This is a genomic window from Marinobacter alkalisoli (assembly GCF_045449795.1).
In the GTDB taxonomy this organism is placed as follows: domain Bacteria; phylum Pseudomonadota; class Gammaproteobacteria; order Pseudomonadales; family Oleiphilaceae; genus Marinobacter.
In genome coordinates this window covers 14,682-36,170 of the sequence record NZ_JBJJLB010000021.1, presented here as the reverse complement: position 1 = coordinate 36,170, position 21,489 = coordinate 14,682, and the positions used below count along the sequence as shown (strand labels likewise).

The following is a 21,489-nucleotide window of genomic DNA, read 5'->3' as shown; positions in this document are numbered from 1 at the left end:
GGATTGCTCTGGTGGTATCATCAGGGTAATCCGGAGCCCCGCAAAGCTTCCTAGAGGCTGCGGGGCTTTTTAGTTTATGCGCACAGCGCAAAGGGTAGACCCATGAAATTCGTAGACGAAGCCACCATCATCGTAGAAGCCGGCAAAGGCGGTCACGGCTGCCTCAGTTTCCGGCGAGAAAAGTACGTTCCCAAAGGTGGTCCCGATGGGGGCGATGGCGGGGATGGTGGTTCCGTGTATCTGGAGGCGGATGACGCGCTCAATACGCTCATTGATTACCGTTTCCAGCGCAAACACAAGGCGCAGAACGGTGAGCCGGGGTCCGGCCGGAATTGCACCGGCACCAAGGGTGAGGACCTGGTTCTGCCAGTGCCGGTGGGCACCACGGTTGTCGATATGGATACCCATGAGGTGCTCGGAGATCTGACCCACGCCGGACAGCGGCTGAAGGTTGCCCAGTGCGGTTTTCACGGTCTTGGCAACACCCGCTTCAAGTCCTCGGTCAACCGCGCTCCGCGCCAGACCACCAAGGGCTCCGAGGGTGAGTTGCGCAACCTGCGCCTGGAGCTCAAGGTGCTGGCGGACGTGGGCCTTCTGGGTATGCCCAACGCGGGCAAGTCCACTTTTATCCGTTCAGTGTCGGCTGCACGGCCCAAGGTTGCGGACTATCCGTTTACCACGCTGGTGCCGAACCTTGGCGTGGTCAGCGTGCAGGCGCATCAGAGCTTTGTGATCGCGGATATTCCCGGTCTGATTGAGGGTGCCGCTGAAGGTGCCGGGCTCGGAATCCGTTTCCTGAAGCATCTGGTGCGAACGCGTCTGCTGTTGCACCTTGTAGACGTGGCTCCCTATGACGGTTCCTCTCCCGCCGAGTCAGCGCGCGCCATTGAACATGAACTTGAAAAGTTCAGCGAGACCCTGGCTAACCGGGAGCGCTGGCTGGTTCTGAATAAAGTCGACATGGTGGCGGACGAAGATCGGGATGCCCATTGCCAGGCCATTATTGATGAGCTGGAGTGGGAAGGGCCTGTATTCCGTATTTCCGCATTGAGTGGAGAGGGTACCAAGCCGTTGACTCAGGCGGTGATGCGCTGGATTGAGGAGCAGGCCGAAGAAGAGGCTCAGAACCCGGAGTTTGCTGAGCGCGAGGCAGAGCGCCGTCGCCAGATGGACGAAGAGGCGCGCGCCCGCATTGCGGCGGAGCGTCAGGCTCGCCGGGCTGCCCGTGAAGACGACGATGATGACGACTTCGACGACGATGATTACGATGTCGAAGTGGTGTACGCCCCCGAATAATTCGATAGACGCATCAGTGAGCACCCAGGCGAATCATGAGTGAACGCACCCAGTTACGCCAGGCTCGTCGCCTGGTTGTGAAAATAGGAAGTGCCCTGCTGACCAATGATGGTAAGGGCCTGGATATTTCGGCCCTGGGTTTGTGGGTGGATCAGATTGCCGAGCTGATCGAAGACGGTGTTGAGGTGGTTATTGTTTCCTCGGGCTCTGTCGCCGAAGGGATGAGTCGCCTGGGGTGGACCTCCCGCCCCGAGCAGCTCCATGAGTTGCAGGCCGCGGCTGCGGTTGGGCAGATGGGGTTGGTGCAGACCTGGGAGGCTCAGTTCAAACGCCACGACATCCATACCGCCCAGATTCTGCTGACTCACGATGACCTGTCCGACCGCAAGCGATACCTGAACGGGCGCAGTACGCTGCGGGCGTTACTGGATTTTGGTGTGGTGCCGATCGTTAATGAGAACGACACCGTGGTCACCGATGAGATCCGCTTTGGCGATAACGATACCCTTGGTGCCCTGGTGGCCAACCTGATTGAGGCGGATGGTCTGATCATTCTTACCGATCAGCTTGGGCTGTTTGACAAGGATCCCCGCAAGCACGCTGATGCGCAACTGGTCACCGAGCGGAAGGCGGGTGATCATGAGCTGGATGCCATGGCGGGCGGCGGTGCTGGTGCGCTGGGGCGTGGCGGCATGCAGACCAAGGTGCGTGCGGCTCGCCTCGCGGCGCGCTCAGGTGCGTTCACCGTGATCGTGGGTGGCCGAATCGAGCATGCCATCGCGCGTCTGCGTGGCGGCGATGTGATTGGCACTTTGTTGCTCCCGGAGCAGGGGCGCATTGCCGCGCGCAAGCAGTGGCTGGCCAGTCATTTACAGACCCGGGGCAAGCTCATCCTGGACGATGGTGCGGTAAGGGTCTTGTGCTTAGGTGGTCGTAGTTTGCTGCCGGTGGGCGTCAAGGGCGTTTCTGGTCAGTTTCGCCGTGGCGAGATGGTGTCCTGTGTGGATCAGCATGGGAAAGAGGTAGCTCGCGGATTGGTCAATTATGATGCGGATGAGGCCAGGGCCATTGCCGGGCGCTCCAGTGACCGAATTGCAGAAGTGCTGGGGTTTATCTCGGACGAAGAAATGATTCACCGGGATAATATGGTGATTGTCTGAGGGGGAGGGCTCCCAGTCAGGCACAAAAAAACCGGCTCGAAAGCCGGTTTTTTCAGCTCTGAAGGAAAGTCGCTTATGCGCTCTTCAGGGCTTTGATCTTGGCGCTCAGGCGGCTCTTATGACGAGCAACCTTGTTCTTGGCGATGACGCCCTTGTTAACCATGCTATCCATGATCGGCTGGAACTGCTTGAAGGCAGCCTGGGCTTCTTCGTAGTTGCCGGCTTCAATCTTGGATTGAACCTTTTTCATGTAAGTACGAGCCATGGAACGCAGGCTGGCGTTGTGCTTGCGGTTCTTCTCGTTCTGACGTGCGCGCTTCTTGGCTTGCGGGGAATTTGCCACCGTATAACTCCTGAAAATCTGTAATTGATTCGAAAAATTCGCGGGCGCGCCAAAACCAGCGCGTCGAAATAAATGACGCGGAACTATGCCGCTGATACCTCTAAATGTCAAGACTTAAACCCATTTCATCCCGTGGTACAGAAGGGCTGTGCTAAACTCGCCGCTCAGCAGACAGCGACGCTCGCGAGTATGCAGGTAATTACCGAGATTCCGGGCCGCTGCCGAGTTCCATGAGCCATTCCAGACACCAGGGCCCGAATGTCATCCCAAGCTGAAGATACGCCACAGAAAAAAGAACCACCGAAAGCGCCGGGCCTGCTCCGCTCGTCGGGATTGGTGGGCATGATGACGATGCTGTCCCGTGTGCTGGGGCTGGTGCGGGATATGGTTATTGCCCGCTATTTCGGTGCCGGGGCGGGTGCGGACGCCTTCTTTGTTGCCTTCAAGATCCCCAATTTCCTGCGCCGGCTGTTCGCGGAAGGTGCGTTTGCCCAGGCATTTGTGCCGGTGCTGTCGTCCTACCGTGAAAAGCAGGATATTACCGAGGTCCGGCAGCTGGTCAATGCGGTTGCCGGCTCCCTGGGGCTGGTGCTGCTCGGGGTGACTATTGTTGCAATGCTGGGTGCGCCTTTGTTGACGGCGGTGTTTGCACCGGGTTTCCTGGATGACGACTACAAGTTTGGTCTGGCCAGTGACATGCTGCGGATCACCTTTCCTTATCTGCTGCTGATTTCGCTCACCGCATTCGCTGGCGGCATTCTCAATAGCTATGACCGGTTTGCGATACCGGCCTTTACGCCGGTGTTGCTGAACCTGGCGATGATCGGCGCCGCGATTTTCCTCTCGCCGCTGATGCAAACGCCGGTGATGGCCCTGGCCTGGGGGGTGTTTATTGCCGGGGCGCTGCAACTGTTTTTCCAGTTGCCGTTCCTGATGCGTCTGGGCTTGCTGCCAAGGCCCCGGGTGGATTACCGGCACGAAGGTGTAAACCGGATCCTGAGGCTGATGGCGCCGGCGTTGTTCGGTGTTTCGGTCAGTCAGATCAATCTGCTGCTGGATACGGTGCTGGCCTCGTTCCTGCAGACCGGCAGCGTGTCCTGGCTGTATTATTCCGACCGACTATCCGAGTTGCCCCTGGGGGTATTCGGTATCGCCATTGCAACCGTGATTCTGCCCAGCCTGTCCCGTAAACACGCGGCTGCATCGGCAGACCAGTTTGCGGCCACGCTGGATTGGGCTGTGCGCGCGGTTCTGCTGATTGGCGTGCCAGCCGCGCTGGCTCTGGCCCTGCTCGCGGAGCCTCTGATTGCCACCCTGTTCCATTATGGCGAGGTGACGGACCGCGATGTCACCATGTCAGCGATGAGTCTGCGGGCCTATTCCGCCGGGTTATTGGTCTTTATGCTGATCAAGGTGCTGGCCCCCGGTTTCTTCGCCCGGCAGGATACCAAGACGCCGGTCAAGATTGGCGTGATTGCCATGGTCGCGAACATGGTGTTCAACCTGGTGTTGGTCTTTCCGCTCGCTCACGCGGGTCTGGCTTTGGCCACCTCGTTGTCTGCCTGGCTGAATGGTTTTCTGTTGTGGCGAGGGTTGCGAAAGGAGGGCGCCTGGAAAAGTCAGCCGGGTTGGCCTCGATTCCTGGCTCAGCTTGCGTTCGCCAATGCCGCGCTGGCGGGGGTTATCCTCTATTTGCAGGCGCCGGTGGATGACTGGCTGGCGGCGGGCGGCCTGCAGAGAGCGGCGGATATGGGAGTTCTGGTGGCTGCCGGAGTGGCGGTTTACTTTGTCGCGCTGGCGGTTACCGGCGTCCGGGTAAGACATTTCCGCCACAGGTAGGTTATAATCGCGCGTTTTCTCACCAGCGGATTGCTGCCGGTAATCTGCTGAACGCACAGCTGGCAATTGAAGGTTCGCATTACATGCGTCTGATCCGGGGCCTGACCAACCTGAAAATTCTGTCTCAGCAGGAGCAATCGCCTCTGGCCGATGGTTGTGTCGCAACCATTGGTAACTTTGACGGTGTTCACCTGGGCCACAAGACCATTCTTGACCAGGTCAAGGAAAAGGCGCGGTCCTTCGGGCTGCCATCGGTGGTAATGATCTTTGAGCCGCAGCCCCGTGAATTTTTCCAGGGCAGCGAAGCGCCGCCCCGACTGATGGCGTTTCGCCAGAAACTCGAAGCCCTGTTGGCTGAACGCATCGATATCGTGTTGTGCCTGCGCTTTGACGAGACGTTCCGGAGTTACTCCAGCATGGGGTTTATCGAGGACGTTCTCATCGAGGGACTGGCGGTACGACATCTGGTGGTTGGCGATGATTTCCGTTTCGGTTGTGACCGCGCCGGGGACTTTGCCCTGCTGGAGCAGGTTGGGGCGAAGCGTGGCTTCAGCGTTGAAAATACCAAAACGGTGACCGTTGGCGGTGAGCGAGTGAGCAGCACCCGGGTCAGAAACGTGTTAAATGTGGATGGTCTGGAGGAAGCCGAGAAACTGCTTGGGCACCCATACCGGATCCGGGGGCGGGTTGTTTATGGTCGTCAACTGGGCCGTGAACTGGGTGCGCCGACGGCCAACGTCCTGCTGCGAAAAATGCCTGCACTACAGGGCGTGTATGTTGTCAGTGCCACCCTGGAAGACGGATCTGTCCACGATGGCGTAGCCAACATCGGGCTCAGGCCGACCGTGGACGGCAAGCAGCCCTCGCTGGAAGTGCACCTGTTTGACTTTGCTGGCACACTTTATGGGCAGCATATTGATGTCGTGTTTCGCCACGGTTTGCGGGAAGAGATCAAATTCTCCTCCGTGGATGAGCTGAAAGCGCAAATCGCCCGTGACTTTGCCGACGCCCGGGCGTGGATTACCGACAATGGCTCTGCCGCTGATGACCGCTAAGGTCGATCGGTGTGATCTGCCCCCTGTTTATTGATGACAACTGACCGAAAGAGTACGCACACAGACCATGAGCGACTACAAGCACACTCTGAATCTGCCTGAAACCGCCTTTCCCATGCGCGGTAACCTGGCCAAGCGCGAGCCGGATATGCTCAAGCGTTGGCAGGATCTTGATGTTTACGGCAACCTGCGCAAGCAGCGTGAAGGTCGGGACAAATTCATTCTTCACGATGGCCCTCCCTACGCCAACGGCAGTATTCACATTGGTCATGCGGTGAACAAGATTCTCAAGGACATGATCGTCAAGTCCCGCAGCTTCATGGGCTATGATGCGCCCTATGTGCCGGGCTGGGACTGTCACGGTCTGCCTATCGAGCACAAGGTGGAGCAGGAGATTGGCAAGGCCGGTGTCAAGGTGGACTACAAAACGTTCCGCCAGGCCTGTCGTGACTACGCCACCAAGCAGATTGCCGGACAGAAGGCCGACTTTATTCGCCTGGGTGTGATGGGAGAGTGGGACAAACCCTACCTGACCATGGACCCGAAGGTTGAGGCCGGTATTGTTCGCGCCCTGGGTAAGATCGTTGCCAAAGGCCATCTGGTTCGCGGTTACAAGCCGGTTTACTGGAGTGTGGTGGGGCAGTCCGCTCTGGCGGAAGCCGAAGTGGAATACCAGGACAAGACCTCCACTCAGATCGATGTGCGTTTCACGGCGGTGGATCAGGCCAAAGCGCTGTCGCTGTTTGGCACTGATCAGGGCGAAGGGGACGTGTCCGTGGTGATCTGGACCACCACCCCCTGGACCATCCCCGCCAACCAGGCGGTGTCACTAAGTGCCGACCTGGACTACGCCCTGGTTCAGGTTGATACCGGGCAGGGCCCTGAGCGAATCATTGTCGCTGCTGACATGGTGGAAGGCATCATGGCGCGCTGGTCTGTGGAGTCCTTTGAAGTACTGGCGACCTGTTCAGGCTCAGCCCTTGAACACCTCGCGCTTCATCACCCGGTTTACGACAAGCAGGTTCCGGTGGTTCTTGGCGACCATGTGTCCACTGACGCAGGTACCGGTGCGGTCCATACCGCCCCCGATCACGGTATGGAAGACTTTGAAGTGGGTAAGGCCTACGGCATCGATACCATCAATCTGGTGCAGGCGGACGGTACCTACACCGGCGCCGCAGGCGAGTTCGCCGGTGTGCACGTCTACAAGGCGGATCAGCCGGTGTGTGCCGCGCTGGAGCGGGAAGGCAAACTGGTGTTCTCTGAAAAATTCCGCCACAGCTATCCCCATTGCTGGCGCACCAAGACGCCGCTGATCTACCGCGCCACACCGCAGTGGTTCATCAGCATGGAGAAAGAGAATCTGCGTGCCGATGCCCTGGAAGCCATCAAGGGTATCCGCTGGGTTCCGGCCTGGGGCCGGAATCGTATCGAGGCCATGTTCCAGCAGTCCCCGGACTGGTGTATCTCCCGTCAGCGTACCTGGGGGGTGCCGATCACCCTGTTTATCCACAAGGAAACCCAGGAGCTGCATCCGGATACCCAGAACCTGATTGAAGCCGTAGCGAAAGAGATCGAAACCGGTGGTATCGATGCCTGGTACGAGATCGACACCAGCGCCCTGCTGGGCGATGACGCCGACCAGTACGAGAAGGTCACGGACACCCTGGATGTCTGGTTCGACTCCGGTGTGACCCACGATTCGGTGCTGCGCCCGCGCACCGAGCTGGGCCAGTTCCCGGCCGACATGTACCTGGAAGGCTCCGATCAGCACCGTGGCTGGTTCCAGTCGTCCCTGAAAACCTCCATTGCGATGAATGGTGTTGCGCCCTACAAGCAGGTGCTGACCCACGGTTTCACGGTGGATGGCAAGGGCCACAAAATGTCCAAGTCCATGGGCAACGTGATCGCGCCCCAGGAAGTGATGAATGAGTTGGGTGCGGACATTCTGCGCCTGTGGGTGGCGGCCACGGATTACAGTGGCGAGATGACGGTGTCCAAGGACATCCTGCGCCAGACGGCGGACGGTTACCGCCGCATCCGTAACACCGCGCGCTTCCTGCTCAGCAACCTCACCGGGTTTGAGCCGGACCAGCATACGGTAGCGCCTGAGGACATGCTCGCCCTGGATCGCTGGATGGTAGATCGTGCCCTGCAGTTGCAGAAAGAGCTCGACGAGGATTACCAGAACTACGCCTTCCTGCGCATTTACCAGAAGGTGTACAACTTCTGCGAGGCGACGCTGGGTGGGTTTTACCTGGATATCATCAAGGACCGCCAGTACACCACCCAGGCTGATAGCCGGGAGCGTCGTTCCTGTCAGACCGCTCTGTATCACGTGGCCGAAGCCCTGGTGCGCTGGATTGCGCCCATCCTGAGCTTCACCGCTGACGAGATCTGGCAGACCCTGCCGGGCAAGCGTGGCGACACCGTGTTCTACGAGACCTGGTACGAGGGCCTGACGGCACTGCCGGAGAGTGCCGAGTTGGGGCGTGACTACTGGCGTGAAATCTACAGCGTCAAGGAAGCGGTGAACAAGTGCCTGGAAGAAGCGCGCGGTCGAGGTGAAATCAAAGGCTCCCTGAGTGCGGAAGTCACCCTGTACTGCGAAGGCGACCTGGCGGCGGATCTCAAGCATCTGGGTGAAGAGCTGCGCTTTGTGCTGATTACCTCGGAAGCCACCGTTAAGCCAGTGTCCGAAGCGGAGGATGCCGAGCCCACCACTCATGAAGGACTGCTGGTGAAGGTGTTGCCTGCTTCCCATGCCAAGTGTGAACGCTGCTGGCATCACCGGGAAGATGTTGGCCAGCACGCGACCTACACGGACCTCTGCGGCCGTTGCGTCACCAACGTGGAAGGGGCGGGTGAAGCCCGTTCGTTTGCCTGATGGATGCGGTTATGAGCGATGAACGCCCCGGCGCCAAACTGAAGTGGCTGTGGTTGGCCGTTCTGGTGATTGCGCTGGACCTGGGGACCAAGGCCATGGCGACAGCCATGCTGACCTACGGCAACCCGGTGCCCGTAATCCCGAGCTTCAACCTGACGTTGTTGCACAATACCGGCGCCGCCTTCAGCTTTCTGGCGGGGGCCGATGGCTGGCAGCGCTGGTTCTTTGTGGTGCTGGCCATCGGTGTCAGCGTGGCGCTGGTGGTCTGGCTCAAGTCGCTCAAGCGGCATGAGACCTGGACTGCTATTGCGATCGCGCTGATCCTCGGTGGTGCGCTGGGCAACGTCTATGACCGCGTGGTGCACGGTTATGTGGTGGACTTCCTGCATTTCTACTGGCAGAACTGGCATTTCCCCGCTTTCAACCTGGCTGATACCGCGATCACCATTGGTGCCGGTATGATGATTATCGATATGTTCCGCAAGCCCTCCGAAGAGGCCGCGGACGGGAGTGACAAACACTGATGAAAGAACTGCCTGTAGACAAGGGAACCCGCGTTAAGCTGCATTTCGCCCTGAAATTTCAGGACGGTGAAGTGGTGGACTCCACCTTCGAGAAAGAGCCCGCCACCCTGGAGATTGGTGACGAGAACCTGCCCGAGAATTTTGAAGCCTATTTGCTGGGCATGACCGCCGGTGAAAGCAAAACCGTGCAGGTACCGCCGGAAAAAGCCTTCGGGCAGCATAACCCAAGTAACGTGCAGACGTTCAAACGCCACGAGTTCAGCGCTGACATGGTGCTCGAGCCGGGCGTGATGATCTCCTTCGCCGATGCGCGCCAGCAGGAGCTGCCGGGCGTGGTCAGCCGAGTGGAGGGTGATGAGGTGGAGGTGGACTTCAACCATCCCCTGGCAGGGCGTACACTGACCTTCGAAGTGGAAATCATTGATGTGGAGCCGGTCGGACCGGCCCACTAACCAGAGCAGCAGGCGCAGATATGCAGATCCGACTCGCGAACCCCCGTGGCTTTTGTGCCGGTGTTGACCGTGCCATCGAAATCGTTAATCGGGCCCTGGATGTGTTCGGGGCGCCCATATACGTGCGTCATGAGGTCGTTCACAACAAGTTCGTAGTCGACAACCTGCGGGATCGAGGCGCGATCTTCGTGGACGAACTGCATGAAGTGCCGGACGATACCCTGGTCATCTTCAGCGCCCATGGCGTCTCTCAGGCGGTGCAGAATGAAGCCGCCAGTCGTGGCCTGAAAGTGTTTGATGCCACCTGCCCGCTGGTCACCAAGGTGCACATGGAAGTCATGCGCTACAGCCGCGAAGGCCGTGAGTGCATCCTGATCGGTCACCATGGCCATCCGGAAGTGGAAGGCACCATGGGGCAGTATGATCACGGCAACGGCGGCGACATCTACCTGGTTGAAGACGAGGAGGATGTTGCAAAGCTGGAAGTGAAGGACGCCTCCAGGCTGTCCTACGTCACCCAGACCACGCTGTCGATGGATGACACCGCCCGTGTCATCGATGCCCTGCGGGCCAGATTCCCGGAGATCCAGGGGCCGCGCAAAGACGACATTTGCTACGCCACCCAGAACCGCCAGGACGCCGTCAAGCAGCTCGCGGGCGACTGCGACCTGATGCTGGTGGTCGGCTCCCCCAACAGCTCCAACTCCAACCGGCTGCGGGAACTCGCCGAGCGCATGGGTACCCCCGCCTATCTGATCGACGAAGCCAACCAGATTGACCCGCAATGGCTCGATGGCAAGCAATCTGTCGGCGTCACCGCTGGTGCCTCCGCCCCGGAAGTGCTGGTGAACGATGTGATATCCCGACTCCGCGAACTTGGCGGCGACCTGCCTGAGGAGATTGCAGGCAGGGAGGAGAACATTGTGTTTTCCATGCCGAAAGAGTTGCGGATTGATGCTGTGGACGTAACCTCTATTTCCGGGTAAGTGAAGCACTTCTCAAAATAGGGTTGTTGCTGACCTTTTATCGCCAAAAGAGCACCGCTAGTCGTGTCAGCTCTGGCATCAAAGATGTCATGTTATTAATCTCTGGGTATGTGGTTGCCCAAGGGATGCAGTATATCCATGACAGACAAAGCTCACGGTTTCACACTTCTGGAATTGCTCGTCACGATAATTATCCTCGGAATCGTGGCGAGTTTTGCTGTGCCATCCTTCCGTCAAATGATTCTGAATAACCAACTGGTCTCCCAGACCAATGAAGTGTCCGGCTTGGTAGCGTTCGCCCGCAGCGAAGCCTCCAAAATGCAGGATGGTGTTGTCACCGTGTGCAGCTCTGCGGATGGCGCATCATGCAGCGGTGCTAATACATGGGAGCAGGGATGGATCGTATTCAGTGATATTGATGCAGACCGGGTTGTGGATTCCGGTACCGATGAGTTGCATCGGGTGGCGAGTGCCCTGGGCGGTGGAAACAGTCTGCGGGTTTCAGGACTAAGCAGCAGTGATGGATCGTTTATCCAGTTTTCCCCGAACGGTTTCCCGTTGCCTGAAAGTCTCGGGGCCTCTCCGGCCGGCACCCTGACTGTTTGTGACTCCCGTGGTGCGTCTGAAGCCAGGGCAGTCGTAGTGGGCGTAGCGGGGCAGGTCAGGATAGCCAGAGACAACGATAATGATGGAATTGTCGAGGGTCACGACGGTAATGGTGTGACATGTCCCTGATAAATAGCAGAGCAGGCAGAACGGTGATGTCGAAAAATGTTGAGCATCCGGTGAAACGGCAATCCGGCTTCACCCTGATTGAGATTCTGGTGACCATGTTCATTCTGGCGATCGGGTTGCTGGGGCTGGCAGGGTTGACGGTCGATGGTATGAGAAATAACCAGGGCGCGTATCTGCGAACCCAGGCGAGTATTCTGGCCTATGACATGGCGGACAGGATACGGGCTAACCGCCAGCACGCAGAGGATGGCGGTTCCTACAAGGATTTTTCAACGGTTGATGCTTCCACCAACCTCCCGGGATGCGCTACCGAGGACACAGGCTGTTCGCCGACCCAGCAGGCAACGCTGGATCTTGTTCAATGGACGCGCCTGATTCAGGGGGTCGGCAGCGGCGTTACCCTGTTGCCGGCCGGCGAGGGCACGATTGCTTATGACGACGCCAACGGGATATTTACGGTTACCGTACAGTGGGAAGAAGTCGCGAAGGATGGCGAGTCCGAGGGTGATGTGCGCGAGGATTCGTTTGCAGTGAGGTTCGCACTATGAACAGAGGTCAGTTGCCACGGGTGAAGATGATAAATAATCAGTATCCGGTGGGCCGGAGCCAGGCGGGGCTCTCACTTGTCGAACTGATGGTTGCGCTGGCGCTGAGTACAACGCTGATCCTCGGGATCTTCACGGTGTATTTTGATTCCAGCCAAACCTCACGGGTGAGTAGCGCGTTGGCCCGAATCCAGGAATCCGGCCGGATTGCGATTGATATCATGGCGCGGGACATGCGCATGGTGGGTTACCAGGGCTGTGCCGATCCGAACAATATCACCATGAACATCATTGCGGAAAATCCGCCCACCGGTGACTTCTTCTCCACCACACTGCGTGGTTGGGAGGTGGAAAACAGTAACTGGGCGAGCGGCACAGAATTTGATGACACCACGATTGAGGCTGACGCAATCGTAGGCAGTGATGTCATTGCTATCCAGCGTGGCGAGACCGTTAATGTTCAACTGACCGGCAACATGGATAATACCAACGCAAATATCCAGGTAGGCGGGCCGGAAGTCAGTACGTTTGACCAGAACGATATTGTGCTCCTGTCGGACTGTGAAAACGCCGATCTTTTCCGTATCTCCAGTAACCCCGACAGCGAGACTTGGGCTCACGCTAAGGGTGTGAACACCGACAATCGGCTGGGGCAGGCCTATAGCGATTCCGCCAGCGTTATGCGGTTCTCCTCGACAGTCTACTACGTAGCGGACACGGGCCGGACCGATTCCCGGGGTAACCCGATTCGGGCGCTCTATCGGGGCACTAACAATCTGATAAACGACTCTTCACCGGATTTCCAGGTGGAGGAGTTGGTGGAAGGCGTGGAAAGCCTTCAGATCGAATACGGGGAGCAGATCGGAACCAACAGTTTCCGTTATCGCCCAGCGGATGACGTTGGTCAAATGACCAGAGTCGTCGCCCTCCGCATGGGCCTGTTGATCAGTGACGCGGAGCCGGTTCGGGATACCGTGGACACCGGGACCTACGCCTTGCCCTCCGAGACCATCACCTCTACCAGCGGCGGTGGGACCGTCACTCATCCGGAAGATCAGCGTTTAAGGCGGGTCTTCTCCAATACCGTGGCGCTTCGTAACCGCGACTGACCCGAGACGTTTTGGATAAGGGATTGAATTGATATGACACATTCGATTGATAGCCAGCGGGGAGCGGTGCTGATTGTCAGCCTGGTGATTCTGCTGGTGCTGACGCTGATTGGTGTGGCGGGTATGAACTCCTCGGTCATGCAGGAGCGCATGGCGTCAAACGCCCAGAATAGCAATCGCGCGTTCCAGGGGGCGGAAAGCAGTGCAACAGCACTGACCGAGATATTGATGACAGGCAACCTTAATCTGCTTCAAGAAGCGATGGAGGCGGCCGATGATCTGAGCAGCACCGGCAGCGTTACGCTGGACGCGGCCAACGGCGTTCAGACTGAATACCAGGCGCGTTATCTCGGTGAGGTCATTATCAGCAGCGGCAGCTCCATGGACGCAGATGAGAGTACAACGCTGCTCAAGGGGTATCGCTATGAGTTGCGGGGAAGTGCGGAAATGGATAATACCGGCGCCGCCAGCACTGTTTATAAAGGCATTGAATACTACTGAGCGGCAGTGTCACTGCTGTGGGAGGAAGTAAATGAAACCTGTAATCATGTTGTGCGGAACCCTGATGGCGCTGTACGCCCATGCGGCACTCGCACAGGATATTCTGAACGAACCGAGGGAGCCCGCTCCAATAGAGTTGGTCGAGCGGGCTATTGAATCAGGCTGGGTGGAGTTGACGGTCTCCGGCTCAGATGTGCTGGCGGTTGATTTTCGCCCCTGTCACAGCTGCGAGATGGTTCGCCACCTGCCGTCAAGGGACATCGAGCTCTATGTCGGCAGGCAGGTTATTACGGCTGACATGGCAGGCACCCTTCCGGATGGCCCGGGCACCGTCTTTGTAAACTCCGATTCCAATATGGTGACCAAGGTCAGACTCAGCAACATAAAAAGAGGGGAAGACCAATGAAACTGAAATTTGGCGTTCCAGTCTTCGCTGCATTCTTCTCCATGGCGTTGCATTCCGGGGTGACCTTCGCCGATGACACGGAGATCTTTTTCAATCGGTCCGAGACTTCCATCCGGCCCAACCTGATGTTTGTCCTGGATAATTCGGGCAGCATGGATGCCACTGTGCGAACAGTGTCCACCTACGATCCGGATGTTGATTACAGCGGCGAGGCTTCGGATGACTATTTCTACTACTATGATTATCGGGCAGGTTTTGTTCCCTTGCTCTGGGAGGCCAACCGCTGTGCTGATCTGGAGAGCCGGCTGGCGTCTTCTGGCCGCGTGCTGGATTACCGCATAGCGACATGGCGTGGTCGATATGCTGGCAGCACTTCCGAACGGTGGCGGAACCTGTCGACTGATTGGAGACTGCGGCAATCGGATAATGTTCTGGAGTGCTATTCCGATCGCGGCACCCATGGCGCTACGGAGGGCAGTGGTCAGACCTACGCCAACGATAAGAACCAGTGGACTAACAACGAGAGACATGAGATTGACTGGTCGGATATTAACCGACAGCACCTGTATTCCGCCAACTATCTGAACTGGTATTACAACCATCGGGAGGAGACCGAGCAGACTCGCCTGGAAATCGTAAAGAGCGTTGCCAAGAATCTGATTGACAGCCTTACCGGGGTGAATGTCGGACTGATGGCCTTTAATCCGGACGACAATTACCCGACTCAGGGTGGCCGCGTCTATGTACCGGTGGGCAAGGTGGAAGACGTCCGTGACGATTTCAAGGCAGCCGTGGATGGTCTTGGCTACGACACCAACACGCCTTTGTCCGAGACTTTGTTTGGCTCGATGCGCTACTTCGCAGGCGAGGAGCCGTACCTGGATGACAACCCTGTTGCCGGCACCGTCTCCGACGGAAAATACATTAGCCCCGTGGAGTATGAGTGCCAGTCCAATAACGTAATATTCCTGACCGATGGCGAGCCGACCTACGACGGGGACCCGACCAACGACGGTTACCATGAGCAGGAGATGGAAAGTCGAGCCGCCATGGAGTCCCGTGTTGGGAATTGCTCAGGAAACTGCATGGATGAAGTCGCGGACTATATGAACAACAGCGACATCACCTCCGGCGATGATATGGATGTCAACGTATCGACCTACACGGTCGGATTCGATCTGGACCTGGATCTTTTGGATGATGCGGCCCGTAAAGGCGGTGGAGATTTTTTCCTGGTCAATGACGCCGAATCCCTGGAAACAGCCTTTACCGATGTGGTGAGTTCAGTGCTGGCGGTCAGCACAACTTATGTGGCGCCGGGCGTCGCGGTAAATACCTTTAACCGTCTGAATCACCTTGATTCCCTGTATTTCTCTGTATTCCAGCCGGAGCTCTCCCAGAGCTGGGATGGTAACCTGAAGCGCTATCGTCTTGGCAGTGACGGTGTCATTTATGATGTCAACGGTGATCCCGCGACAGACCCGGATACAGGCTTCTTCCGGAACGGTTCCCGTAGCTGGTGGAGTGGTGAGGACGATGGTCCGGATGTCTCCAAAGGGGGGGCGGCGTCTGTTCACCCCGCAACCAACAGCTTGCGTGACGTGTACACCTATCTGTCTGCGACAGGCAACACAGATCTGACAGTATCAGCCAACAGTGTCGAAGCATCGAATACGAACCTCACCAAGGCTTTGTTGGGGGACGAGAGTATGTCCGATGACGTTCGCGACCAGATTATTAACTGGGCGCGAGGCGCTGATGTGTTCGATGAGGATCGGGATGGGCAGACGGCAGACAGTCGAGAGTACATTGCGGACCCGCTGCATTCAGTGCCTCACCTGGTCATCTACGGCGGCTCCTCTGAATCGCCGGATACTACGATCTTCTTCGGGGACAACCAGGGTTATATCCATGCAATTAATGGGGATTCCGGAGATACCTATTTCTCCTTCATTCCAGAAGAGCTTCTGGATAATCAACGTGACCTGATGGATGACAACACGATTGAATCTGGCAAGATCTATGGTATGGACAGCTCTGTTATCAGTTGGCAGCACGATGATAACCGTGATGGTCAGATTGATGGTACAGATGGAGACCACGTTTATATCTACGCGGGAATGCGCCGTGGAGGGCGGAATTACTATGCCCTGGATGTGACTAACAGGGATGTCCCGAAAATGCTCTGGACCATCGAAGGCGGCACCGGAGACTTCGCGGAACTCGGGCAATCGTGGTCAGTGCCGGTAAAAACCAAGATTCGGATTGGCAAAACTCTGGAGGATGTGTTGATCTTCGCGGGTGGCTATGACACCCAGCAGGATACGGTCACCGAGCGAACCGAGGATTCGGTTGGTCGGGCGCTCTATATCGTGGATGCGGAGACCGGGGCGCGGCTGTGGTGGGCCGGCCCCACGGATAGCGGTGCCAATCTGGAGTTGGCAGAACTGAAATACTCGATCCCATCCGCCGTGAAGGCCATTGATGTCACCGGTGATGGTGGTACTGACCAGATTTATGTCGGTGATATGGGCGGGCAGGTATGGCGCTTCGATATCATGGATGGCGAGAAAGCCAGCGACATTGCGACCGGCGGTGTGATCGCCGATCTGGCAGGCGCTGATTCCGCGAGCAATCGTCGGTTCTACCACGCTCCGGACCTGTTTGGTGAGAAAATCGGCGGTGTCCGTCACCTGGGGCTTGTGATCGGTTCGGGGTGGCAGGCACACCCGCTGGATAATGTTGTCGAGGACAGAATCTACAAGCTGCAAATCGTTGATGTTGTGGATCCCCCCGCCCATCCTCCTGAGCCGCCCGAGACAGTGGGCGAAATAGACTATTCGCTTGCCAAAGTAACCGAAGCGGACCTGTTTGACACCACCGACAACCTGATCGGTCAGGGGGATGAAACAGAGCAGGCGCAGGCGCAAACCGAGCTGGCTGCCGCTGATGGCTGGTATATCCGGATGGTCAGGGCAGGTGAGAAAGTTCTCTCAACCAGCCAGACGGTCAATGGAGAGCTGTTCTTTACAACGTTCGAACCAAAGCCCAACGCCAATCCGTGTGTTCCGTCATCGGGTACGTCACGCCTGTATCACATATACGTCGCGGACGGCCAGCCAGTGGTGAATTACGATGGCCTGGGCTCCGATACGGAACTGACCGTGCCGGACCGTGAAGTGACTCTCAATACGCTTGGGCTCCCGCCAGATCCCCAGAGGATGCGGGTCGATGGCAAGGATGTAGTTTGTGTCGGTGCGGAGTGCTTCCCGGTAGATAGTCTGACCGGTGTTGTAGAAACCTATTGGTACGAGGACTAACTGTTGAAACCGATTATATCGACATCCAGAGGGGTTACCCTGATTGAGTTGATGATCGTGGTGGCGATCATCGGAATCATCGCGGCGATCGCCTACCCCAGCTACCAGGAATACACGGAGCGAACCCGCCGTGTCGATGCTCAGGGTGCGCTAATGGGGTTGGCGAGCGCTATGGAGCGGCATTATTCAGTGAACAACTCATATGAGGGGGCTGCAGCCGGCGGTAGCGACACCGGCTCTCCCGCGATCTATGCCACCGAAGCACCGCTGGATGGTAGTACCAAGTTCTATGATCTGACGATACAGAGTGCAGATGCTAACTCGTTCACGGTCAGAGCTACTCCCAAGGGAGGCCAGGCCGGAGACGGAATGCTGGAGCTGGATTCAACCGGCGCGCGCCGCTGGGACAGAAACAATGTCAGTGGATTTGAGGCCGGTGAAAATACCTGGGACAAATAAGCTAACGGGGCCGCCAGCTATGGCGGCCCTTCCTAACAGGTGATGGTGGCTCCCCAGCTCAGGCGAATCTTATTGTCACCGTCTTCGTCGTACTGAACTCTGAATCTCCCGCCCTTGTTGAGCGCCATATAGACCATTGTGGCTGTGGTCCGGCGGCCCGGGCATAACACCAGGCTGCCGGTCGCGCCGTGAATCATCCCCTCGCTGTTGAACTGGAAGTAACCGCGTCCACCCGTTCTTGACCGGATGTCGAATGATCCCGAGCCAGCAGTGAGCTGTCGGAGTATGCTGTTGTCATCGGGTTGCTTGTCGTTATTATGGTCGATGAATACGGAGATCGGCCGCTGCCAGTCATCGGTACATTGATTATCCGCTGAGAGAGGGCACACGGTCACCAGTTGTCTGTGGCTCGCTGCAGCCCAACGCGCGTAGGCAAAGAGGGAATGATAGTTCTCAAGGCTGGCGCGCAACCTTCCCCTGTCAGCCCACGCGTTCCAGCTGTAATTGGCGAAGCCAAGCAGCACTGAAAGTATGGTGATCGTTACAAGCAGTTCCAGCAGGGTAAACCCCGCCGAAGTGGTGGCAGTACGCATAGAAACATTCCCTGTTATCGTGCATTGTCGAGGGCTCTTGCATCCTGCATGAGCCCGGAGATCAGTTTAAGGAAGACTGCTCTGAGTTATGTGATCTGTATCTGGTCTCTGTGCTTTGGTTTCACTCCATCCCCAACTTCTTCAACCGATACCGCAACGCCCTGAAACTGATCCCCAGCCGCTTGGCCGCCGCAGTCTTATTCCAGCGGGTCGCCTCCAGCGCCTTCTCGATCGCCTGGCGTTCAATGGTTTCGAGGTAACCTTCCAGGTCTATCTCACCATCGGGCACATCAGCCTGCTCGGCATTACGGGTGATTTCTCTTGTTGCCGCGCCACCCAATCCTGGCGGCGTGGGGGCGTTGCCCAAATGGAGATCGGAGGCGCCGATCCGGTCGTTGTCGCACAGGGTGAATGCCCGTTCCAGGATGTTCTCAAGTTCGCGGACGTTCCCGGGAAAGTCATAATCCTTGAGGCGTTCGATGGCATCGGATGTCAGGGTTGCGGGCTCGCACTCATATTCCCGGGCAATGCGTTCCAGGATGTGGTTGGCGAGCAACGCAATGTCATCGGGGCGTTCCCGCAAGGGGGGGACGGCAAGCTCAATGACATTGATCCGGTAGAACAGATCCTGGCGGAACGTACCTTCCTGCACCAGTTCCGGCAGGTTTTTGTGGGTAGCGCTTAGCACGCGGATGTCCACGGGGATTTCCCTGGTGTCTCCCACTGGCCGTACGGCCTTTTCCTGGATGGCCCTGAGCAGTTTTACCTGCATGGCGATGGGCAGGTCTGCGACTTCGTCGAGGAACAGGGTGCCGCCATCGGCTGTGCGGAACAGGCCGTCCTTGTTATCCACCGCACCGGTGAAACTTCCTTTTTTGTGGCCGAAGAACTCGCTTTCCATTAACTCGGAAGGAATGGCGCCACAGTTAACGGCGATGAAAGGGCCTTCCCTTCTGGGGCCCTGCAAATGAATCATCCGTGCAACCAGTTCCTTGCCGCTGCCGGATTCGCCGCTGATAAACACCGGCGCCTGGCTTCTCGCCAGTTTGCGGACCTGAGTGCGCAGCCGTTTGATTTCTGCTGACTTGCCCAGAAGCAGGCCGGGTTCATCCGGCGCAGCGTCGTCGGACTCCGGTTTCGGTTCGGAGAGTTTGAGCGCGCTGTTGACCAGTTCCCGCAGGCGCGGCAGTTCCACAGGCTTGGAAACAAAATCGAAGGCGCCGGCTTTCAGGGATTCAATCGCCGTGTCCATATTGCCGTAGGCGGTAATGACGGCTACCGGGGTGCAGGGCGTATGTTGTTGAATCCAGTGCACCAGGTCGATGCCATTGCCGTCCGGCAGGTTCATGTCGGTCAGGCAGAGGTGAGGTCGATGCTCTTCCAGGAGCTGCCTGGCGCTGGTGATATCCGGCGCGGTCAGGGTTTTGATGCCCATGCGGGTCAGAGTAATTTCCAGAAGGTCCCGGATGTCCGGTTCGTCGTCTACGATCAGCGCAGTGTGAGTGGTCATTGTCAGGTATTGGTTCTCTATCGTTATACTTTGATCCGCTGGCGTTAAATCATTCGCCCCGGGTGAGCGAAGGTAATGCGAAAACAGCAGCCGGATTTATCGTCTTCCACCAGGGAAAGATGGGCCTGGTTAGCCTCGCACAGTTCCCGGGCCAGATAAAGTCCGAGGCCCGTGCCGCTTTTATCGGTTGTGAAGAATGGCTCAAAAACCGATGCCCGCTGATCCGGTGCGATACCGGCACCAATATCCCGAACGTCCAGGTAGGCCCGTTCACCATCTGCCGTGGGGCCGGCATGCAGTTCGATGTATCGCTTGCCGGTGCGCTGCTCACTATACCGCAATCCATTATCGCAGAGATTCACCAGCACCTGTTCGATCTGGCTCTTATCGAACCGGGCCGGTGGAATGCCTGAATCCAGAATCAGTTTGATCTCGGTGGGCGGTTGCCTTTCGTTGTTCTGTGTTTGCAGGTACTCATCCCTGAACTCGCGAAGCCATGCGGTTACATCAAAGAGCTCACTATTGGCCACTCGTCGCCGGGAAAGATCCAACACGTTTTCGATGATACCGTTTACCCGCCTGGAATGGCGCTGGATGATGTCGAGCATCTGTTGATCACCCTTGTCCAGATGGGGGGATTCTTCCATCAGCTGCGCCGCGTGGCTGATCGCCCCCAGCGGGTTGCGGATCTCATGGGCAATACCCGCGGTCAGCCGGCCCAGGGACGCCAGCTTCATTTGCTGCGCCTGCTGGGTGACTTTGCTCATGTCCTCAATAAACACGAGGATGTGATCACCACGTTCCTGGTCAAGCCGGGTAAAGTTTACCTGCAGCAGCGGTGACGTCGGTGATGCCTGGAAGGGCTCCGTCTTGCGAGAGGGATCCTTGAGCCAGGCCTCCAGGCCGAGGCCAAGTGGCTGGGGCAGATGGCGTCCCCGGTTGCCATTGTCGGATTTTTCGGTCTGGGCGCCGAACAACAGTTCCTCGGCTGCGGCGTTGGCCAGGCGGATCTGGCCGAACCGGTCAAGCACCAGTATACCGGTGCGCATGCGCTGGATGATCTGGCGGTTGATTTGTTCCAGTTCCGCTATGCTGCGGGCCCTGGAGGTGGCCAGGGCCTCGCTGCGTACCATGCGCCTGGAGATGTTCTGAAGGATGAAGGCAGCCGCAAAATAGAGAATCCCCAGGGAGCCCGCACGAACAATGTCATCTGCGGAATGGTCCAACACAAGCGTGGCCCAACTGGAAATACCCAGCGAGCAAATGGCCGCCAGGGCCGCGTAGAAGGTTCCCATGCGACTGGGCGTCAGGATGTTGCCCGCCGCTACCGACACAATCACTAGGTTCGCCAGGCCGCTGGTGATGCCTGTGCTGGTCAGCAGCAGGCCGTGCATGATCAGAATGTCCAGCAGAACCGAGAGCGTTATGTGCCGCTGGCTGGGCTGGAAGCCCGGCAACATGATGAGGGCAATGAAGCAGTTCAGGGCGAAGTAACTGACGACCCCGGCCTGATAGTAATCCTGCATGCGGAAGCGGGTATCGAAGTTCACTGGATCCACAAACAGCAAGGCGACCAGCATCAGGCTGATGACCACGCGGTAGTGATTGTAGATGCGGAACAGCTTGACCCGCTGCGTCACTGGGGGACTGTCTGGCCAGCTTTGTTCGGGGCTGGTTGCCGTTTTTACCATAATTGGTTGGGGTTCCCGGGAGAATTCCGTTGCCTTGAAGGGTTATAATAGCCTTTTCATGGCAATAAGTTACAGGAG

The 21,489-nt window shown here is 57.6% G+C and carries 19 protein-coding genes; 15 read left to right on the top strand and 4 right to left on the bottom strand.

Features of this window, described 5'->3' with window-relative positions:
* Positions 1 to 102: 102 nt before the first annotated feature.
* Together cgtA and proB are read left to right on the top strand one after the other, a co-directional pair.
* On the top strand, positions 103 to 1,296 hold the full coding sequence (gene cgtA, locus ACJO3M_RS09835; protein ID WP_406988096.1) for an Obg family GTPase CgtA: 1,194 nt from the start codon (positions 103 to 105) through the stop codon (positions 1,294 to 1,296).
* A 35-nt stretch (positions 1,297 to 1,331) separates the two neighbouring features.
* On the top strand, positions 1,332 to 2,456 hold the full coding sequence (gene proB, locus ACJO3M_RS09830) for a glutamate 5-kinase (RefSeq protein ID WP_407001218.1): 1,125 nt from the start codon (positions 1,332 to 1,334) through the stop codon (positions 2,454 to 2,456).
* Positions 2,457 to 2,529: 73 nt separating this feature from the next.
* On the opposite strand, the gene rpsT is transcribed toward proB, so the two are convergent.
* A complete protein-coding gene (rpsT, locus tag ACJO3M_RS09825; protein ID WP_406988094.1) occupies positions 2,530 to 2,799 on the bottom strand; it encodes a 30S ribosomal protein S20 in 270 nt (89 codons plus the stop codon).
* 258 nt (positions 2,800 to 3,057) lie between these two features.
* Between rpsT and murJ the strand changes: the two genes are divergently transcribed.
* The 13 genes from murJ (at position 3,058) to ACJO3M_RS09760 (ending at position 17,617) form a co-directional block, all read left to right on the top strand.
* The gene (murJ, locus tag ACJO3M_RS09820) at positions 3,058 to 4,638 is read left to right on the top strand and encodes a murein biosynthesis integral membrane protein MurJ (RefSeq protein WP_407001217.1); all 1,581 of its coding nucleotides are present in this window, start codon (positions 3,058 to 3,060) and stop codon (positions 4,636 to 4,638) included.
* Between the two features lie 83 nt (positions 4,639 to 4,721).
* Positions 4,722 to 5,693 carry a bifunctional riboflavin kinase/FAD synthetase gene (gene ribF, locus ACJO3M_RS09815; RefSeq protein ID WP_407001216.1) on the top strand — a complete coding sequence of 324 codons (972 nt, stop codon included), beginning with the start codon at positions 4,722 to 4,724 and terminating at the stop codon, positions 5,691 to 5,693.
* A gap of 67 nt (positions 5,694 to 5,760) precedes the next feature.
* The gene (gene ileS / locus ACJO3M_RS09810) at positions 5,761 to 8,580 is read left to right on the top strand and encodes an isoleucine--tRNA ligase (RefSeq protein WP_407001215.1); all 2,820 of its coding nucleotides are present in this window, start codon (positions 5,761 to 5,763) and stop codon (positions 8,578 to 8,580) included.
* On the top strand, positions 8,580 to 9,104 hold the full coding sequence (lspA, locus tag ACJO3M_RS09805; RefSeq protein WP_407001214.1) for a signal peptidase II: 525 nt from the start codon (positions 8,580 to 8,582) through the stop codon (positions 9,102 to 9,104). The genes ileS and lspA overlap by 1 nt, the downstream gene beginning before the upstream one ends.
* Positions 9,104 to 9,556: an FKBP-type peptidyl-prolyl cis-trans isomerase gene (gene fkpB, locus ACJO3M_RS09800; RefSeq protein WP_406988087.1), complete on the top strand. Its 453-nt coding sequence runs from the start codon at positions 9,104 to 9,106 to the stop codon at positions 9,554 to 9,556. Before lspA ends, fkpB begins: the two co-directional genes overlap by 1 nt.
* 20 nt (positions 9,557 to 9,576) lie before the next feature.
* The gene (ispH, locus tag ACJO3M_RS09795; protein ID WP_407001213.1) at positions 9,577 to 10,542 is read left to right on the top strand and encodes a 4-hydroxy-3-methylbut-2-enyl diphosphate reductase; all 966 of its coding nucleotides are present in this window, start codon (positions 9,577 to 9,579) and stop codon (positions 10,540 to 10,542) included.
* A 138-nt stretch (positions 10,543 to 10,680) separates the two neighbouring features.
* Complete coding sequence (locus ACJO3M_RS09790) at positions 10,681 to 11,277, top strand: GspH/FimT family pseudopilin (RefSeq protein WP_407001212.1); 597 nt, start codon at positions 10,681 to 10,683, stop codon at positions 11,275 to 11,277.
* 26 nt (positions 11,278 to 11,303) lie between these two features.
* Entirely contained in the window at positions 11,304 to 11,825 is a 522-nt protein-coding gene (gene pilV, locus ACJO3M_RS09785; RefSeq protein WP_407001211.1) for a type IV pilus modification protein PilV, read from the top strand.
* Entirely contained in the window at positions 11,822 to 12,931 is a 1,110-nt protein-coding gene (locus ACJO3M_RS09780; RefSeq protein WP_407001210.1) for a PilW family protein, read from the top strand. The genes pilV and ACJO3M_RS09780 overlap by 4 nt, the downstream gene beginning before the upstream one ends.
* Before the next feature lie 33 nt (positions 12,932 to 12,964).
* On the top strand, positions 12,965 to 13,432 hold the full coding sequence (locus ACJO3M_RS09775; RefSeq protein WP_407001209.1) for a PilX N-terminal domain-containing pilus assembly protein: 468 nt from the start codon (positions 12,965 to 12,967) through the stop codon (positions 13,430 to 13,432).
* A gap of 31 nt (positions 13,433 to 13,463) precedes the next feature.
* Positions 13,464 to 13,838, top strand: a complete 375-nt coding sequence (locus ACJO3M_RS09770; RefSeq protein WP_407001208.1) for a hypothetical protein — start codon at positions 13,464 to 13,466, stop codon at positions 13,836 to 13,838.
* The gene (locus tag ACJO3M_RS09765) at positions 13,835 to 17,158 is read left to right on the top strand and encodes a pilus assembly protein (protein ID WP_407001207.1); all 3,324 of its coding nucleotides are present in this window, start codon (positions 13,835 to 13,837) and stop codon (positions 17,156 to 17,158) included. The genes ACJO3M_RS09770 and ACJO3M_RS09765 overlap by 4 nt, the downstream gene beginning before the upstream one ends.
* Positions 17,159 to 17,161: 3 nt before the next feature.
* Positions 17,162 to 17,617 carry a type IV pilin protein gene (locus ACJO3M_RS09760; RefSeq protein ID WP_407001206.1) on the top strand — a complete coding sequence of 152 codons (456 nt, stop codon included), beginning with the start codon at positions 17,162 to 17,164 and terminating at the stop codon, positions 17,615 to 17,617.
* A gap of 32 nt (positions 17,618 to 17,649) precedes the next feature.
* On the opposite strand, the gene ACJO3M_RS09755 is transcribed toward ACJO3M_RS09760, so the two are convergent.
* The 3 genes from ACJO3M_RS09755 to ACJO3M_RS09745 all read right to left on the bottom strand — a co-directional run bounded on the left by ACJO3M_RS09755 (position 17,650) and on the right by ACJO3M_RS09745 (position 21,411).
* Positions 17,650 to 18,210: a GspH/FimT family pseudopilin gene (locus ACJO3M_RS09755; RefSeq protein WP_407001205.1), complete on the bottom strand. Its 561-nt coding sequence runs from the start codon at positions 18,208 to 18,210 to the stop codon at positions 17,650 to 17,652.
* A gap of 121 nt (positions 18,211 to 18,331) precedes the next feature.
* The gene (locus ACJO3M_RS09750) at positions 18,332 to 19,720 is read right to left on the bottom strand and encodes a sigma-54-dependent transcriptional regulator (RefSeq protein WP_407001204.1); all 1,389 of its coding nucleotides are present in this window, start codon (positions 19,718 to 19,720) and stop codon (positions 18,332 to 18,334) included.
* A gap of 44 nt (positions 19,721 to 19,764) precedes the next feature.
* Positions 19,765 to 21,411 (bottom strand): sensor histidine kinase, encoded by a 1,647-nt coding sequence (locus ACJO3M_RS09745; RefSeq protein ID WP_407001203.1) that lies wholly within the window; start codon positions 21,409 to 21,411, stop codon positions 19,765 to 19,767.
* Between the last annotated feature and the right edge of the window lie 78 nt (positions 21,412 to 21,489).